We start from the raw sequence: 15,831 nt of genomic DNA, 5'->3' as shown, positions 1-15,831 counted from the left end.
AGGGGGAGTAAGTTAAATGAAGAGATTTCTTATTTTAGCAGTTGCGCTTGTACTACTCGTAACTGGCTGTCAGTCAAAAAGTACAAAAAGCAGTGGAAGTGAAGAGAAAGGAAAGAAGCGAATTGCTCTTGTTTTGCCTGAAAAGATTGGAGTTAACCCGTTTTTTCAGCAAATGGATGATGGAGCAAAGCGCGCTGGGAAGAAGTATAACATTGATGTAAAGACAATTGAATCTACGGACCAAGCAGCCATTGAAAGTAATTTGCGTGCTGCGGTAGCCGAAAATTATGACTTGATTATTACATCTTCTTTTGAATCCGAAGATGCGTTGAAAAAAGTAGCTCAAGAAAATCCGCAGCGTCAATTTGCGATTATTGATACAGTGGTCGATTTACCAAATGTAAGAAGCGTTGTATTTCGTGAGCAAGAAGCTTCATATTTATTAGGAGCAGCGGCAGGATTGATTACGAAAACGAATAAAGTAGGAATGGTTGCAGCTGATGATATTCCATTATTAAAAAAATGGACGGTAAGTTTTAAAGAAGGATTACAATCAACAAATCCAAAAGCAGAGTTTCTAGTAAACTATGTTGGAAGCTTCTCTGATCCAGCTAAAGCAAAAGAACTTGCTATTTTACAAGCTTCAAAAGGCGCTGATTTTATCGCCGGAGCATCAGCAGTAGGCGACTTGGGTGTATTTGAAGCAGCAAAAGAAAAAGGTTTTTATACGGCAGGACAAGATATTGACCGTACGGAAGTAGATCCTGAGCATATCGTTTTATCGCAGTTAAAAGGATCTGATGCAGCTGCTTATGAAACGGTAGAAGCACTCGCAAATGACAAATTTAAATCGGGCGTAGTGACATACGGCTTAAAAGAAAAAGGTGTTGGGTTAACGTATGTGACTCAAGACAGCAAGACGCCTCTTAGTGACTTTGTAGGACAAGATGTGATTAATCAATTAAAAGAAATTAAAGATTCGATTATTGATGGAAAAACAGTGGTAAAAGATCCGTTAGCAAAGTGAGTTGAGAAGAGAAGTCGAGTAAGGCTGGCTTCTCTTTCTTATTTTTGAAAAAAACCTAAAGGGGAAAAGAGCAATGAATGGAATGAGTGAGCTGCTGCAGTTAACGAATTTAACGAAGAAATACGGTTCATTTTTAGCAAACGATAACGTGTCTTTTAGGCTAAAAAAAGGCGAGGTTCACGCGCTGGTCGGAGAAAACGGTGCTGGTAAAACAACGTTGATGAGGATGCTTTACGGAATGGAAAAGCCGAGTTCAGGAAGTATTCAGCTACATGGGAAAACCGTCTCGTTTTCATCTCCTGCGGATGCGATTAAAAACGGAATAGGCATGGTGCATCAGCATTTTATGGTTTTTCCTCATTTTTCAGTGGCTGAAAATATTGTCTTGGGGCATGAGCCAAAGAAAGGTCTCTTTTTTAATAGAAGGCAAGCGAAAGAGGATGTTCAGCAATTAACCCAAACCTATCAGATTTCAGTAGATGTTCATAAAAAAGTAAAGCATTGCTCAATTGGAGAACAGCAAAAGATTGAAATTTTAAAAGTGCTGTATCAAGGAGCAGAAATCATTGTTTTAGACGAGCCTACCGCTGTACTTACTCCTCATGAAGTGAAGGAACTATTAAAAACAATCCGTTTTTTGGCTTCACAAGGAAAAAGCATCATTATTATTACACATAAGCTGCAAGAAGTGATGGAAGTAGCGGACCGCATCACGGTTCTGCGAAATGGTAAAGTAGCCGGCGTCACAAATAAAGAATCTACTAATGCTCACCATTTAGCCAAGCTGATGGTAGGACGAGAATTAAAAGAGCGTCCTGCAAGAGTGCCATCACAAAGCACTTCTCATTTAAGCGTACAAAATCTCTTTTTAAAAGGAAAAGGACAAAAAAACGTATTGCAAAATGTGTCTCTTCACGTTTCAGCAGGAGAAATTGTCGGTATTGCAGGCGTTTCAGGAAATGGGCAATCAGAGCTGCTTCAAACAATCGCTGGATTAGTAGAAACAGACAGCGGAAGTATTAAACTTGGAGAAGAAGATCTTACAGGGCAATCTGTGCGTGAAAGAAGAGAAGCAGGAATCGCTCATATTCCAGAAGACCGCTATATGTGGGGAGCCTCTAAAGACGATACGATCGAAGAAAATGCGCTGATGGGCTATCAGTATAAAGCTTCTCACTCGAAAATGGGCTGGCTGAAAAGAAAGATATTCAATTCGAGCGTGGAGGAATGGATAAATGAATTTTCGATTAAAGCCACTTCATCTAAGCAAAAAGCAGGAGAACTGTCAGGGGGGAATCTGCAAAAATTGATTGTTGCCAGAGAGCTTGGCCAAAACACTTCTTTTCTACTTGCTGCCGAACCAACGCGAGGAGTGGATATTGGGGCAATGGAACGTATTCACGACGCTTTGATTCAAAAACGCAATAATGGATCGGCTATTTTACTTGTATCTTCTGAGCTGTCGGAGATTATCTCACTATCAGATCGAATTTTAGTGATGTACGAAGGCAGTATTGTTGGAGAGCTTACAAGGGAAGAAGCAACGGAAGAGAAATTAAGCATATTAATGGCAGGAGGAACGGTAGAAGGTGATACAGTTGCAGAAACTTCTTAAATCATTAATCCAGCCAGTTATTGCAGTCATTTTTGGCTTAGCAATAGGAGGCATTATTATTTCTTTAACTGGTGGTTCGGTTCTTCAAACATATACAGAGCTCTGGAATGGAGCGTTTGGTAATTTTTATTTCTTCACCACTACGCTGGCTCGCGCTACACCTATTCTTTTAATTGCGTTAGGTGTCGGGTTTGCTTTTAGAGCAGGTGTGTTTAATTTAGGGGGAGAAGGGCAGATGGTCGTTGGAGCGATTAGCGCAGCGATTGTTGCTTATTACCTACCGGCTCCAGGGATGGTCAAGCTTATAGCGGCTATTGCAGCTGCTGTTGCGGCAGGAGGGTTGCTTTCTGTTTTAGCAGGCTGGATGGAAGCCGCGTTTAAAATTCAGCTTGTCATTTCGACGCTTTTATTAAATTATATCGCTGTTTTATTTGCAAGTTATTTAGCAGGTCACCCATTTCAAGATAAAACAGGCTCAGCAGCTCTCGCTCAAACGCCTATGATTGAGCAATCGGCGTGGCTTGGAAAAGTGTTTCAAGGAATGCCTCTTCATGTCGGATTTATCATTGCTTTAATCGGTGCGCTACTGCTATGGACGGTGCTTCGCTACTCTGTGTTTGGGTACGAAGTGAACGCATCAGGAAAAAATCCCTTGTTCGGAGCGTATGGAGGCATTCATCAAGTAAAAGTCATGCTGTTCAGTATGTTCATTAGCGGGAGCTTGGCTGGATTAGCAGGAGGGTTTGAAGTGCTTGGTTCACAGTACCGATTTGTAGACGGTGCGCTTACCGTTCCTGGATATGCATGGACTGGAGTGATGGCTGCTCTGTTAGCAAAATCGAATCCAATCGGCATTATTTTTACGTCTCTTTTACTTGCCGCTTTGCAAACAGGAGCGATGGGTCTAGAGCGTAATACAGAAATTCCGTTAGAAATTGCGAGTATTATGCAAGCTGTACTCATTCTATTTATCTCAGCAAAATTTACAAAGCAGTGGTGGAAAGCAAAAAAGAAAGGAGCTGATATTCGTGGAGCTGCTTGATTGGTCACTGTTAAATGCAACGCTGCGAATGGTTGCGCCTATATTATTAGCGGCGCTAGGCGGAATGCTTTGCGCGCGCGTGGGCATATTTAATGTAGGGCTAGAAGGTCTGATATTGATTGGGGCTTTTAGCGGAATTGCCGGTAACTATTATACTCACAATGTCTTTTTTGCGATCGTGATTGCGGCTGGAGCAAGCTTACTTTTTGCGTTGCTGTTTGGGATGATGGTCGTGATATTTAAAGCGAATGAAATTGTTGTTGGGGTGTCTATTAATTTTTTAGCACTGGGCTTAACGACATTTTTACTCCGGACTATTTTTCATACAAAAGGTGCCTATTACGATAAAAACATGCATGGAATAGGCACATGGGATATTCCTTTAATTAAAGACATACCTATAATCGGCGACATTGTTTCCGGGCAGTCACCGCTTGTCTATTTTGCATTTTTAGCAGCTATTGCTTTTTATATCTTTTTTTATCGAACGATTTTTGGTTTTCGTCTTCTAGCAGTAGGCTACAATCAAGTAGCAGCAAGTACGCTTGGGTTAAAAGCAATAAGATATCAGCTGTTTGCGATTGCAGCATGCGGAATTCTGTGTGGGATTGCAGGAGCACAGCTTTCATTAGGGCAAGTCACTATGTTCTCAGAAGGCATGACTTCAGGGCGTGGATTTATTGCACTTGTTGCGATGATGCTCGGTCAGTCTCATCCGATCGGTATTTTAGCATCGAGTATACTTTTCGGTTTAATGGATGCGGTGAGCACACGACTGCAAGGTTTTTCAATACCGACCGAGTTCACGATGATGGTGCCGTATGTACTTACATTAGCAGCGATGTTTTTCCTGCGAGATAAAGGAGTCGAAACGAATCAAACAAGTCAGCAAAGTGCACGCTGATAAAAAAATAAAGAGGTGGTACCTATGAACAAAGCAGACCGTATTAAACGAATGAAAACACCGGAAATTGATCCAAAGTATGAAGGACGAGTGCCTCCGGGTCAGTTAGTAACAGAGCGCTTTCCCATTTTACATGAAGGCGACGTGCCGGAGTATAACTTAGAGGAGTGGACGCTTCGCGTGTTTGGGTTGGTAGACAAAGAAGTGACGCTTTCGTATCAAGATATATTGAACATGCCTCAAACAACGGTGAAATGTGATATTCATTGCGTAACGAGATGGACAAGACTTGATAATGAATTTACGGGCGTGCTGTTTACAGACTTTTTAAAAGCAGTTGGCGTGGAGTTGAAAAGTAAATACATCATGCTGCACGGAGATAATGACTATACGTCAAACATTGAAGTAAAAGATTTACTGAGAGACGATATTCTTCTCGCTCATTCCTTTAACGGAGAGCCGCTTACACCTAAGCATGGATATCCGCTGCGATTGGTTGTGCCGCATTTGTACTTTTGGAAAAGTGTCAAATGGCTTCGGGGCTTTGAAGCTATTGATGAAAACCATCCGGGCTTTTGGGAGCAAAACGGCTTTCATCTTAGAGGAGATCCGTTTAAAGAAGAGCGTTTTTCTGGAGAAGATTTAGGCATTCCAGAAGATGAGTGGGTACATAAAGACTATGATTAATGAAAATGCCTATGCTTGCGCATAGGCATTTTGTTAGCGCTGGCGGTTTAATTCCCACACAACGTGGCGAAGTTCAGGCAAAATCAGTTTGGTCATAGCTAGGCGAACAGCACCGCTTGATCCTGGTGTAGAAAAAACGGCTTTTTCGTTAATCGTCCCGGCAATTGCTCGGCTCATAATCGCTGCGCTGCCAATGTCTTCGGTGTAGCTCAGCATGCGAAACAGCTCGCCAAACCCGACGATTTCTTTATGAATCAGCGCTTGAACGGCTTCAATTGTGACGTCTCGTTTTGTAATGCCGGTGCCGCCGTTTGTGAGAACAACGTCAATGTCCTCAGCACTGCATCCGGCAAGTATCGCTTGTTGAATCGACGTTTGATCGTCTTTTACAATTTCATAGGAAGCGACCTGCATCTCGTGTTCTTTCAGAAGTTGGATCATTAGCGCGCCGCTTTTATCGGTTTCTTTTGTACGTGTATCGGATACCGTAATGACTTTGCAGCGAACGGGCTGAGTTGCTTTGGATTTATGTTCATGTACGCTCATTATGTACCTCCTTTACGCTTCCGTACGCTTGTAGTCACCGTTTTTGCCGCCTGATTTTTCAAGCAGATATGTTTCGCCGATAATCATGCCTTTATCAATGGCTTTGCACATATCATAAACGGTTAGAGCGCAGGCAGAAGCGGCAGTTAAAGCTTCCATTTCAACGCCCGTTGAGCCTTCCGTTTTAACAGTTGCTTCTATTAATAAACGATACTTGTCATTGCTTGTATCCCAGTCAAATGAAAGGTTTACGCCTTTTAATAAAAGAGGGTGACACATCGGAATAATGTCAGACGTGCGTTTTGCTGCCATAATCCCTGCTACTTGTGCGACAGCAAGCACATCGCCTTTTCCGATTTTATGTTCTACAATGGCTTCGTGAATTTCTTTGTTAACGAGTATGCTTGAACGAGCTGTTGCAACGCGGCGAGTGATAGATTTTTCGCTAATATCGACCATATTGGCACGGCCTTGGTCATTAAAATGTGTAAAAGAAGACATCGGTGTTTTCATCCTTTTTCAGTAAATTTTGTTGTATGATAGAAATAGTGAGATATGCTATGATTTTACACCATAGCGTAAAAAGTGAACAGACATAAAGGAAGTGAAGAATGTATGTTAGAAAGCAGAACACCTATTTCAATTCCTGAAGCAATTGAAAAAGTTATGACATATAAAAGAAAAGGCAGCATCGAACGCGTATCGATCACCGAAAGCTACGGGCGCTATTTAGGAGAAGATATTATTGCCGACCAAAACGTGCCTCATTTTAATAAATCGCTTTATGACGGCTTTGCGGTTCGAGCACAAGACTGCGTAGAAGTATCAAATGAACATTCTGTAGAGTTCGAAGTTGTAGGTGAAGTCGGCGCTGGCTCTGTTTTTGAAGAAGAAGTAAAGCCGTTTCAAGCAGTGCGCATTATGACAGGAGCGCAAGTGCCTCATTCATGTGATGCGGTTGTGATGCTTGAAGTAACGAAGTCGTATGAAAAAGAAGGCAAAACGTATATGGCGTTAAGCAGGCCTGCTTCAAAGTGGGAACACATTGCGTTAAAAGGAGAAGAAACAAAAAAAGGAGACGTGCTCGTTTCAAAAGGAACGCGCATTAATCCGGGCGTCACGGCTTTTTTAGCTACGTTTGGCTATGCGGATGTAGCCGTGGTGAAGCAGCCGGTGGTTGGCGTGTTAACAACGGGAAGTGAACTGCTTGATGTAAACGAGCCGCTAGAGCCAGGAAAAATCCGCAACAGCAACTCTTATATGGCACTTGCGCAAATCGTAAGAAGCGGGGGAATTCCGAAATATTTAGGGAAGCTTGAAGATGATTTTGACCGCTGCTATGAAGCGGTAGAAAAAGCACTTGAAGAAGTGGATATTTTACTGACAACCGGAGGGGTATCCGTTGGTGACTATGATTATTTGCCGGCTATTTATGAAAAGCTTGGTGCCAATGTGCTGTTTAACAAAATTGCGATGCGACCGGGAAGCGTCACAACAGTCGCAGAACGAAACGGACAGCTGCTGTTTGGATTATCAGGAAACCCATCTGCTTGCTATGTCGGGTTTGAACTGTTTGTACGTCCGATTGTTCGCAGCTTTTTACATTCACCGGCGCCTCATTTACATAAAACAAAAGCGGTGTTAAACGGCCGTTTTAAAGAGCCTAATGCATTCACAAGAATGGTACGGGGAGAAATGACAGACGAAGGCGGAGGGCTCTTAGTAACGCCTGTTGGCATGGACAAGTCAGGCGCTATTTCGTCATTAGCTGCAGCAAACGCACTGATTGTTCTTCCAGGCGGAGAGCATGGATATGATAAAGGAATAGAAGTGGACGTGCTGGATCTTGAAGACGAAGGTACAAGTTCGCTTTGGGTATAAAAGCAGAAGTCTGCTTATTGCTTGTCCTTTTTTTCAATAAGAATTTGAAGCAGTTCTGTAATTCGATCTAATTTGCTTTCAATGCGCACGAGTAAGTAAAAAGATAGCGCAACTGGAAAGCCTAATTCTTTAATATAACTAACCAAGTTTTCTATAATTGCATACCTCCTTCAATTAGAAGATACACTATAATATGTGATTTCTAAGTATTTGTTCACAGGGCATACGTCCATTTTTAAGACAAAAGTCCTTAAGAAATAAGAAAAAGCAGCCTCGGCATTGGCAAGCGAGGCTGCTTTTTATAAGGGTTCATTCACACGTATTCAAGTATGAACGATTATTGGAATTAAACTATAACATATTTTAAAATATAAATAATACTTTTGATGTGTTCTAACATATGAATAAGAGGTGCACTTTTAATTCATCGATTTAATTGTTCCTCCTAATGAAGAACCAACTAAATTAAGGATGTATAAAAAGCTGCATATTCTATAAAAGAGACTTTTTCAGAACTCTTACTTCCCTAGGGGTTCTCTTTTTTCCTGTGTGCCTAAGAGGGTGGTTTGTGTACACGGTCTTAATCCTGAGATAAATAAATCCAGTTGATTTCATCAAATTCTTCAATACTATAATTTGAACCTATATTCTTTAACATTTTATTGAAGAATTTTAGATTAACTTCATGATCATACAAATCTTCTTGAATGTATTCTTTTATAATAAAGTTTGTTAAATTTGTATTATTAACAAAATCTGAAAAGAACGACGTTATAAGGTCTGAATCTTCTTCGTTTAATTTTTCATCATTAATGATCGAAATCCTAAAAACGTTTAAAATTGCGTCAATATCTTCTGCATCCATATAACATAACGGATCTAGTTTTTTATCTTCTTCTGTAAATGGATTTCGAGTGTCTTCAATAACTACATAAGATATAATTCTTCCATTTCTTGTTACATGGAAAATCTCTAAATCACGCAATTTTAAAATTCTATGAAGCGATATCATAAGTTCCTCCTGCTAACATGTTCATGTACGATATTTTTATAAATTAGATATTGTTAAATCTGTAGTATTCAGTTTACAGTAAAATAGTCTTGTGTGGTATTAATTAACAAATATATAAACATATACTTTGTTAAGGAGGAGTAGATAAAATGTATTATTTAGAACCAAAAGATTATGATAAGATACATAACATTTTAAAAGCGTCATTTAAGACTCCTACATTTGCTTTTTCTGTCGTTAATCATGTTATTGAAGGATCTGTGTATGTAAATGATCGTATGAGGCCAACGTCAGGATTTCTTAGAATACCTGCAGGTGACTATTATGTATTTGGTAAAGGAAATGATGGGGTGTTTAATAAATCTCTCTATCGTTACTTTGTTGAGAATGTTTATGGTAAGGAAAAACGTTTTACTGTTTTTACTCCATCGACCGACTGGGAGGCTTTTTTTGACGAGACTTTCGAACCGTACGTAAAGAAAATGATGCGTTCTAAGTACAGATTTGTTCCTTCAAAAGTTCCTTCTAAGTATAATCTTCCCGATCTTTATGAGTTAAAAGATTTTAACTCCGATGCTTTAAGAAAAAGTAAGAATTTTAATGAATCATATATAGTGGATTACTGGGGATCAGAAAGTCATTTTCTGAAAAACGGATTAGGCGTTTGTGTTATTTATAAAGAAAATATTGTCGCTGAATGTGTGTCGATCTTTCATAGTGGAACAATAGCTGAAATCGATATTGTGACTAATCCTAGCTATAGAGGACAGGGACTGGGAAAGATAGTAGGTCAAGAGTTTGTAAAAAAGTGTTTAGAAAAGAACGTTATGCCTGCTTGGGATTGCGATAATAATAATGAAGCGTCAAAAGTATTAGCTAGTAAACTTGGATTTTCTAATGAAGAGAGTTACGCTCTATATGTATTAAAATGAAAAGCCCTAGAAATATGGTTTTTTTCTTTGTACCAACAACATATTTTAAGTTAACTAAGTCTAATTATGATAGGTATGTTACAATGTAATTATAAGGAAGAAGAGGTGGATATAGGGATGTTGACAGCAGTAGTTGTAACTGTTTCAATTTTATCTTTAGCTTGGATTGTAGGGAAAAAAGAGCAGCCGAGGAAACAATGATTAGAAGAAAAAGCATCTGAGGTGGTATATATGCAAAGACAGCAAGGCATTACCGTCCTTTTATTAATGTTAGGAATGGCAGCTATTTCTTTAGGGATGGCTTTGAAAAATGTATTTGAGTACTCTCCTACGGTGGGATGGCTTCTAGGAACCGTAATATTAACAGGTAATTCTATTTATACAGGTGTACAAATTAAAAAGAAAAGTCATACATAATTAATTTCAAAAGTGCTTGGATAAACATTATCCAAGCACTTTTTTAGCTTATTACATTACAGTAACTACTCGTGTATAGGCTACATCTAAAGTACACGAATCTATTAATAAATATAATTTATATTTAAATTTCTTCTTTTTCCATTGCTCTCGCATTAATAATTCTGTTCTTATGCGTTTCTCCCCAGTCTTTCATAAGTAAAATGATTGGTTCGAGAGATCTTCCGAATTCGGTTAGGGAGTACTCTACTTTTGGGGGGATTTCTTTATAGATTTCACGGTGAACAATCCCGTCTTTTTCTAACTCTTTTAATTGAAGGTTTTGAGAGGACATAAGTGAATATAGAAGAAACGTTGGAGCTTCTCTTTTAAGTTTAATTCCATAATTACTTCTTGTTAGGTTTTAATCGTATTTGAAAAGGGTATAGTATCCTTTAGTCAAGCTGCTAGAATAATTGTCGCAAACGTTTGCAATCAATATAGATACACTGTTCTAAAAACAGCTGTCCACCCCAAAACAAAGGGAAGAACATCTAATTTTGACATGCAGGAACGCAAAGCGTAGAATCTTTCTAACAGATAAACAAATTACTATTTTAAGAGGCTTAAAATTTAGGTTGATTTTATATAAGGGAGCGTACATATTTGAAAAATCAGTTTGCTCAATTAATACAGAATAATGAAAGCGTTCATATTTACTACAACATTGACGATATGAAAAGTTACTTAGACAATCTTGTGTCTTATATTGTTTCGGGTATTGAACAGAAGAGACATACTTTAGTTATAGAAAGTGAAAGATTAATTCCACTAATTTTTGAAAAATTAGAGGGAATTCTAACTAAAGATCAATTAACCTATATACATACTATTAATAATTTTGATTATTACTGTTCAAGTGGAAGTTTTCAGCCTGCCATAATCTTTGAACACCTTTCTAGACACTTAGATCCTTTCTATAAAAACAATACATCTTTTCAAATATGGGCTCATGTAGAATGGGGACAGCAAGAAGGAATTATACCTATTCTAGAAGAGTTTGAGAATGAAGCCGATAAATTAGTAAATAAAGGCGGATTGTATTTAGTATGCGCTTATGATGAAGAGAGAGTACCAGAAGTTCTTAAGCTCGCTTTAATGAAATGCCATCCATACGTAATTTTAGAAAACAAAATTGCGCCATCCCATTTATATGTAATGACAGATGCAGTGTAATTGCTATTTTGGTTGGGATTTGCTCATAAAAACACAGGTGAATAGAGAACAAATAAAGAGCCTTATACTTTAAGGCTCTTTATTTGTTGTTTTCGAAAGTTATTATGTTAACTAAAATTGCATCTTGAATAGCTTGTTTAAGTTTGTGAAAACTTATGAACAGAAGAAAAAAGCCTGCATAACTGTGCATGAAATGTCGGATAGCTCTATTCAAATCCTGCTATTCTGATAATAAGGGAGGTCATATAAATGGATTTGCTTAGAAATATGAATAGAGCTTTAGACTATATTGAGGAGAATTTAACCAATGATATCGATTTTAGAGAAGTAGCAAGACTGGCTCTTTGCTCTGAGTATCACTTTAAAAGAATGTTTTCTTTTCTTGCAGGTATTACTTTATCAGAATATATTCGCCGAAGACGACTTACACTTGCAGCATTTGAACTTAAAGATAGTAACATCAAAGTCATTGATGTTGCGATCAAGTACAATTACAGCTCACCGGATTCGTTTACAAGAGCTTTTCAAAATTTGCATGGTATAACTCCTTCCGAAGCTAAAAAGAGCGGCAGTTCACTTAAAGTATTTCCAAAAATGACCTTTCAGTTATCAATTAAAGGGGGAAATGAGATGAATTATCGCATTGAGGAAAAAGAGGCCTTTCATATAGTCGGTATTAAAGAAAGAGTTCCAATAATCTTTCATGGAGTCAATCCAAAGATTGCTGCTATGTGGGAAAGCTTGAACGATGAAACAATACGTGAATTAAAAGAACTTTCTAATGTTACACCACTGGGTTTGCTTAGTGCATCTGTGAACTTTTCTGAAGGGAGAATGGAGGAAAAAGGGCAGCTGGACCATTATATCGGTGTAGCCACAACTAAGGATTGTCCCCATCATTTAGTACAACTTGAAGTGCCAGCTGGAACATGGGCTGTATTCGAAGCAGTCGGACCATTTCCTGACACATTACAAGATGTATGGGGACGAATTTATTCAGAATGGTTTCCAGCCTCAACTTATGAACAAGTAGAAGGGCCGGAAATCTTATGGAATGAACATAAAAATGTAACGTCGCCAACCTTTAAAAGTGAAATATGGATACCCGTGTTAAAAAAGTAATGATGACTCCGTAATGGAGAGCAAAGGTAGATCGCAAATGTGATCTACCTTTGCTACTTTATAGCTTTCTATCAACTACATTACGTTGACTAAATAAATATGTACCGTCCTTACATAAAAAGCAGAAAAAGCTCCCTATTTCCGTAGGGAGCTTTTCTGCTAGGAGAATTATTTCTCACATAGTCGATACGTTGCGGTATCTTGAGTAGTTTAAGCAAACACTGGAATATTATTCGCTTTTTAACTTACAGCTTTTAATTTTAATCTTGCTTTAGAGTTCAAGCTCCATAAACTAAGTAATACGGTCATTAACCCAAGTATGACGCTAGACCAAAGCACACCGTCTGTTAATGAATAAATAAAGGGAAAAAGAATAAACTATAATCCGGTAATGAGCGAAATCCAATTTTGGCATGAATTCCATCCGGGTTTAGTAACTCCCCAAAAAGACATAACCAGTTGAAGGGTTCCAAATACAATACTTGCTGACGTAGCCCCTGCATCGTATGAAAACCCAAGCATCCACGGGGCCATAACAAACCAAATACCGATTACAGCGTTAGCAATTCCTCTTGCTTTCATCATTATCTCTCCTCAAATTATGATACTCGTAGTGATGTCATGATTAAACTATATGTTTGGAAGTAACGTGTGTTGAGTATTCATCAACGCCTGTTGAGATTTTTTCAACTTTTCATGTAGGAACAAGCACTTCTGTTGATGAGTTCTCATAAGATGTTTCAAAATCAAGTATAAGAAAGAGAGTGAAAACAAATGTACTATTGTGTTAATTGCTGCAGATTGCAAAATGAACATCTTATTAAGAGTAAGTTATTTGAAAATGGAGTCTATATAGATCCATTTGTAGGAGAGAAAATCCCTTTAGGTATGTGTGCACATAGATGCAACCATGAGTCATGCGAGCCATGTAAAAAAGAAAAAATTATTAAAAAGATTGTGCCAAAGGAATTATCTAAATTAAAGAAGGCAATAGAGTATTTGCCTGCTCATCGTCATGGTTCAGAAAAAGTTCCATTTTCACAATAAATAGCGGAATGCCGCGTTCAGTTCCCTTAATAAAACTCAGTTTTTATTCCGTAAGTTGATTCATCACTAGTTGTACAGCTATTGCATCGTCTAAATAACCGATTGGAAAGACGTAGTCTGGAATAATATCGGTAGGCAAAATAAAATACAATAGCGCACTTCCCAATATAGAGCGCTTGGCGGCTGAGGTTTCTTCGCTACAATATTCAAGATACATTTGCTTTAATTGGTCGATGAAAGTACCAACGCTTCCTACTTGCTCTATTTTGGATTGAAAGTTATTTATGATCATGCTGTGTCCTTCGTCTGTCTGTGCATATTGCTTATATTTTGTTAGTTCTTGTTTTACACGTTCAATCGTAAAGTTGGTATCTGCTATATTAAAAGATTTAAGTATTTCTTGAATTTTATCGATGGAGTAATGAATGCCTGTTTCTAGTTCATTTTCTGTATGGTTTGAAGCAGCTTCAGCAGGATCAATCAATGCTTCAAGAGGCGTATTTAAATAGTGTGCAAATTGCTTTAAATGATGTAGATTTGCTTGCTGCTTTCCATTTATAATCCGTGAAATAGTTGCCGTATCAATCCCCGTAAGTGAGCTTAGTTTCCGCATAGATAAAGCATTTTCCTTTAATAAAGACCGTAATAACAGACCAAGGCTTTGTTCATTTTGGATGTTAGACATTGCGATTCACCTCTTTATATTTTTCAACGCGCAGTACTCATTTTATTGAAGGTTTATCAACAATATATGCAACAAGTAAGCAAATTTCCTCAATATTATCATCAAAAGGAGAATACAAAATGGAATGGTTATTCATTTTAGGTTTTGCCCTATCATCAAGTATAGATAACTTTGGTGTAGGAATATCTTATGGAGTACGAAAAATCAGGATAAAATGGCTTTCTAATTTACTAATAGCAGCTATTTGTTTCCTCTTTAGCATGACCGGGATTATGTTTGGCCGATGGCTTTCAACGATTTTACCAGGGGTGTTCCATGTTATTGTAGCCGTCGTATTATTAACGCTAATTGGAATTCGAATTATTTTATTAGTTGGTTCCCAAAAAAATAATGAAATTGATGAATTAGATAGTAGTGGTCAAGAAAACGTACGATATATTGGCTGGGTTGAAAGCAGTGTGCTAGGTGTTGCACTTTCAGCCAATGCACTTACAAACGGTCTAGGAGCGGGTTTACTTGGTTTATCACCTTTAGCTATTTCGCTTACATCAGCATTTGGTAGTTTTATAACGGTATGGCTAGGAGTAATGGTGGGGCAAAAAGCAGCAAATGTTCAAATTGGGAAGTTTACATTAGGTCAATTTGGAACGTTAATCAGCGGGATTACGATTTTAATTGTAGCTTTTACTCAAATATTCTAAAAGAAGAGACGCCATTTAAAGCAAGCGGCGTCTCTTCCTTATGTTTTAAGTTAGTCCATTATGTTGATCAAGTTCGTATATCGTGTTCATCCACTAACCTATGATAAAATGGAAATATAATCAATATATTCAATATATTCTTTATATTAGGGGGGAGGGACATATTGATCAACTTACAAATGCTGCAGTGTATTTACTTACTCAATATTTAAATAATAAAGTGTAATATATATTAGGAGATTTTACGTTAAAACAAACGCATAATTAGTGGAAGTTTGGACAAGGGAGGGAACGCTTATCATCATTTGGTTTCGCCACTTGCCACAAATAAGCAGGGACTTTTCTGAATGGACGCCTTTTATCCAGAATACGTGGTATCGAAAACACTATATGAAGTTTGTATATTTACTTCAAATTATTATTCTATTGATACCTTATTTCTTTGGAGCAGACTTTACTCACATCAATCTCTTTTATCTTATTATAATGGGTATGATTGTCTTTGCTATTCATGAATGTCTGCACGTTTTAGTCGTATATAAAAAAGGTGATGTGAGCTTGACATTTAGCGGAATATTTTTCTGGCTCAATACAAATGCAACTCTATCTAAAACGAGATATTGGATCTTTATGAGCTTGCCTTTTCTTGTATTATCGATAGTTCCTGCTATTACGTCGTTCTATGTATCAGGAAATATTAGATCCATCCTATTATTTGTATGTTGGATAAATACATTCATTTCTGGCTCAGATATCTATAACTCATTTTTAATTGCGATTAAACCGAAGAACTCGTTTTTTTGCAGAGGTTATTACCAAGTAAAGTAGTAGGACAGGGGTCTATTTGTACTAATACCTAAAAAGGGCACCTATAGTAATTAGGTGCCCTTTTTGTGCTGGTAATCCGTTTTATACTAGTTAGTTTCGGGTAACCTCCGTTCAAACAGTATTCTAAAATTATGTTAAAATGTAATTATAAGGAATAAGGGGTGGATATA

The 15,831-nt window shown here is 37.9% G+C and carries 19 protein-coding genes and 1 pseudogene; 13 read left to right on the top strand and 7 right to left on the bottom strand.

Going from position 1 to position 15,831, the window contains the following annotated elements; all coding sequences use genetic code 11:
• The first annotated feature begins 16 nt into the window (after window positions 1–16).
• The 5 genes from NST66_RS18120 (at window position 17) to NST66_RS18100 (ending at window position 5,275) form a co-directional block, all read left to right on the top strand.
• On the top strand, window positions 17–1,027 hold the full coding sequence (locus NST66_RS18120; RefSeq protein ID WP_033579996.1) for a BMP family protein: 1,011 nt from the start codon (window positions 17–19) through the stop codon (window positions 1,025–1,027).
• 82 nt (window positions 1,028–1,109) lie between these two features.
• Window positions 1,110–2,642: an ABC transporter ATP-binding protein gene (locus NST66_RS18115; protein ID WP_340843776.1), complete on the top strand. Its 1,533-nt coding sequence runs from the start codon at window positions 1,110–1,112 to the stop codon at window positions 2,640–2,642.
• Window positions 2,617–3,684, top strand: a complete 1,068-nt coding sequence (locus NST66_RS18110; protein WP_034267581.1) for an ABC transporter permease — start codon at window positions 2,617–2,619, stop codon at window positions 3,682–3,684. Before NST66_RS18115 ends, NST66_RS18110 begins: the two co-directional genes overlap by 26 nt.
• A complete protein-coding gene (locus NST66_RS18105) occupies window positions 3,671–4,588 on the top strand; it encodes an ABC transporter permease (protein WP_047750055.1) in 918 nt (305 codons plus the stop codon). The genes NST66_RS18110 and NST66_RS18105 overlap by 14 nt, the downstream gene beginning before the upstream one ends.
• Before the next feature lie 24 nt (window positions 4,589–4,612).
• Window positions 4,613–5,275 (top strand): sulfite oxidase-like oxidoreductase, encoded by a 663-nt coding sequence (locus NST66_RS18100; protein ID WP_328153395.1) that lies wholly within the window; start codon window positions 4,613–4,615, stop codon window positions 5,273–5,275.
• A gap of 33 nt (window positions 5,276–5,308) precedes the next feature.
• Here the strand turns inward: NST66_RS18100 and NST66_RS18095 are convergent, their stop codons facing one another.
• The gene (locus tag NST66_RS18095; protein ID WP_047750056.1) at window positions 5,309–5,821 is read right to left on the bottom strand and encodes a MogA/MoaB family molybdenum cofactor biosynthesis protein; all 513 of its coding nucleotides are present in this window, start codon (window positions 5,819–5,821) and stop codon (window positions 5,309–5,311) included.
• Window positions 5,822–5,833: 12 nt separating this feature from the next.
• Window positions 5,834–6,322 (bottom strand): cyclic pyranopterin monophosphate synthase MoaC, encoded by a 489-nt coding sequence (gene moaC / locus NST66_RS18090; protein WP_033580001.1) that lies wholly within the window; start codon window positions 6,320–6,322, stop codon window positions 5,834–5,836.
• A 114-nt stretch (window positions 6,323–6,436) separates the two neighbouring features.
• Between moaC and NST66_RS18085 the strand changes: the two genes are divergently transcribed.
• Entirely contained in the window at window positions 6,437–7,702 is a 1,266-nt protein-coding gene (locus NST66_RS18085) for a molybdopterin molybdotransferase MoeA (RefSeq protein ID WP_328153397.1), read from the top strand.
• A gap of 14 nt (window positions 7,703–7,716) precedes the next feature.
• Here NST66_RS18085 and NST66_RS18080 read toward each other — a convergent pair whose 3' ends face one another.
• Both NST66_RS18080 and NST66_RS18075 read right to left on the bottom strand, forming a co-directional pair.
• Window positions 7,717–7,848 (bottom strand): YvrJ family protein, encoded by a 132-nt coding sequence (locus NST66_RS18080; protein WP_014458777.1) that lies wholly within the window; start codon window positions 7,846–7,848, stop codon window positions 7,717–7,719.
• 434 nt (window positions 7,849–8,282) lie between these two features.
• Window positions 8,283–8,714 (bottom strand): hypothetical protein, encoded by a 432-nt coding sequence (locus tag NST66_RS18075; protein WP_033580003.1) that lies wholly within the window; start codon window positions 8,712–8,714, stop codon window positions 8,283–8,285.
• 149 nt (window positions 8,715–8,863) lie between these two features.
• On the opposite strand from NST66_RS18075, the gene NST66_RS18070 reads away from it, so the two are divergent.
• Both NST66_RS18070 and NST66_RS18065 read left to right on the top strand, forming a co-directional pair.
• Window positions 8,864–9,646: a GNAT family N-acetyltransferase gene (locus NST66_RS18070; protein WP_340843622.1), complete on the top strand. Its 783-nt coding sequence runs from the start codon at window positions 8,864–8,866 to the stop codon at window positions 9,644–9,646.
• A 231-nt stretch (window positions 9,647–9,877) separates the two neighbouring features.
• Window positions 9,878–10,063 (top strand): hypothetical protein, encoded by a 186-nt coding sequence (locus NST66_RS18065; RefSeq protein WP_340843621.1) that lies wholly within the window; start codon window positions 9,878–9,880, stop codon window positions 10,061–10,063.
• Between the two features lie 124 nt (window positions 10,064–10,187).
• On the opposite strand, the pseudogene NST66_RS18060 reads toward NST66_RS18065, so the two are convergent.
• Window positions 10,188–10,382: pseudogene (locus NST66_RS18060) on the bottom strand (winged helix-turn-helix transcriptional regulator); the annotation flags it as partial.
• A 326-nt stretch (window positions 10,383–10,708) separates the two neighbouring features.
• Between NST66_RS18060 and NST66_RS18055 the strand changes: the two are divergent.
• Together NST66_RS18055 and NST66_RS18050 are read left to right on the top strand one after the other, a co-directional pair.
• On the top strand, window positions 10,709–11,278 hold the full coding sequence (locus tag NST66_RS18055; protein ID WP_028414918.1) for an MEDS domain-containing protein: 570 nt from the start codon (window positions 10,709–10,711) through the stop codon (window positions 11,276–11,278).
• A gap of 249 nt (window positions 11,279–11,527) precedes the next feature.
• The gene (locus NST66_RS18050) at window positions 11,528–12,400 is read left to right on the top strand and encodes an AraC family transcriptional regulator (RefSeq protein WP_328173281.1); all 873 of its coding nucleotides are present in this window, start codon (window positions 11,528–11,530) and stop codon (window positions 12,398–12,400) included.
• A gap of 378 nt (window positions 12,401–12,778) precedes the next feature.
• Here the strand turns inward: NST66_RS18050 and NST66_RS18040 are convergent, their stop codons facing one another.
• On the bottom strand, window positions 12,779–12,982 hold the full coding sequence (locus NST66_RS18040) for an SPW repeat protein (RefSeq protein ID WP_235918726.1): 204 nt from the start codon (window positions 12,980–12,982) through the stop codon (window positions 12,779–12,781).
• 192 nt (window positions 12,983–13,174) lie between these two features.
• Here NST66_RS18040 and NST66_RS29300 point away from each other — a divergent pair, with 192 nt between their 5' ends.
• The gene (locus tag NST66_RS29300; protein WP_049165968.1) at window positions 13,175–13,447 is read left to right on the top strand and encodes a DUF3973 domain-containing protein; all 273 of its coding nucleotides are present in this window, start codon (window positions 13,175–13,177) and stop codon (window positions 13,445–13,447) included.
• A gap of 43 nt (window positions 13,448–13,490) precedes the next feature.
• Here NST66_RS29300 and NST66_RS18035 read toward each other — a convergent pair whose 3' ends face one another.
• Window positions 13,491–14,132: a DUF1232 domain-containing protein gene (locus NST66_RS18035; protein ID WP_028414916.1), complete on the bottom strand. Its 642-nt coding sequence runs from the start codon at window positions 14,130–14,132 to the stop codon at window positions 13,491–13,493.
• Window positions 14,133–14,251: 119 nt separating this feature from the next.
• Here NST66_RS18035 and NST66_RS18030 point away from each other — a divergent pair, with 119 nt between their 5' ends.
• The gene (locus NST66_RS18030) at window positions 14,252–14,833 is read left to right on the top strand and encodes a manganese efflux pump (RefSeq protein ID WP_063247141.1); all 582 of its coding nucleotides are present in this window, start codon (window positions 14,252–14,254) and stop codon (window positions 14,831–14,833) included.
• Between the two features lie 390 nt (window positions 14,834–15,223).
• Window positions 15,224–15,661 carry a DUF3267 domain-containing protein gene (locus NST66_RS18025; RefSeq protein WP_235918727.1) on the top strand — a complete coding sequence of 146 codons (438 nt, stop codon included), beginning with the start codon at window positions 15,224–15,226 and terminating at the stop codon, window positions 15,659–15,661.
• Window positions 15,662–15,831 lie beyond the last annotated feature (170 nt).

This window comes from Priestia sp. FSL W8-0524 (assembly GCF_038005965.1).
GTDB classification, from domain to species: domain Bacteria; phylum Bacillota; class Bacilli; order Bacillales; family Bacillaceae_H; genus Priestia; species Priestia zanthoxyli.
The sequence above is the reverse complement of the archived record's forward strand: the minus strand, read 5'-3'. Positions and strand labels throughout refer to the sequence as shown.

Excerpts from the sequence above, each read along its gene's own strand:
- NST66_RS18040 (WP_235918726.1), bottom strand. The coding sequence starts at position 12,982 with ATGAAAGCAAGAGGAATTGCTAACGCTGTAATCGGTATTTGGTTTGTT.
- NST66_RS29300 (WP_049165968.1), top strand. The coding sequence starts at position 13,175 with ATGTACTATTGTGTTAATTGCTGCAGATTGCAAAATGAACATCTTATT.
- NST66_RS18100 (WP_328153395.1), top strand. The coding sequence starts at position 4,613 with ATGAACAAAGCAGACCGTATTAAACGAATGAAAACACCGGAAATTGAT.
- NST66_RS18095 (WP_047750056.1), bottom strand. The coding sequence starts at position 5,821 with ATGAGCGTACATGAACATAAATCCAAAGCAACTCAGCCCGTTCGCTGC.
- NST66_RS18065 (WP_340843621.1), top strand. The coding sequence starts at position 9,878 with ATGCAAAGACAGCAAGGCATTACCGTCCTTTTATTAATGTTAGGAATG.
- NST66_RS18025 (WP_235918727.1), top strand. The coding sequence starts at position 15,224 with ATGAAGTTTGTATATTTACTTCAAATTATTATTCTATTGATACCTTAT.
- NST66_RS18085 (WP_328153397.1), top strand. The coding sequence starts at position 6,437 with ATGTTAGAAAGCAGAACACCTATTTCAATTCCTGAAGCAATTGAAAAA.
- moaC (WP_033580001.1), bottom strand. The coding sequence starts at position 6,322 with ATGTCTTCTTTTACACATTTTAATGACCAAGGCCGTGCCAATATGGTC.
- NST66_RS18050 (WP_328173281.1), top strand. The coding sequence starts at position 11,528 with ATGGATTTGCTTAGAAATATGAATAGAGCTTTAGACTATATTGAGGAG.
- NST66_RS18115 (WP_340843776.1), top strand. The coding sequence starts at position 1,110 with ATGAGTGAGCTGCTGCAGTTAACGAATTTAACGAAGAAATACGGTTCA.
- NST66_RS18035 (WP_028414916.1), bottom strand. The coding sequence starts at position 14,132 with ATGTCTAACATCCAAAATGAACAAAGCCTTGGTCTGTTATTACGGTCT.
- NST66_RS18070 (WP_340843622.1), top strand. The coding sequence starts at position 8,864 with ATGTATTATTTAGAACCAAAAGATTATGATAAGATACATAACATTTTA.
- NST66_RS18075 (WP_033580003.1), bottom strand. The coding sequence starts at position 8,714 with ATGATATCGCTTCATAGAATTTTAAAATTGCGTGATTTAGAGATTTTC.
- NST66_RS18030 (WP_063247141.1), top strand. The coding sequence starts at position 14,252 with ATGGAATGGTTATTCATTTTAGGTTTTGCCCTATCATCAAGTATAGAT.
- NST66_RS18120 (WP_033579996.1), top strand. The coding sequence starts at position 17 with ATGAAGAGATTTCTTATTTTAGCAGTTGCGCTTGTACTACTCGTAACT.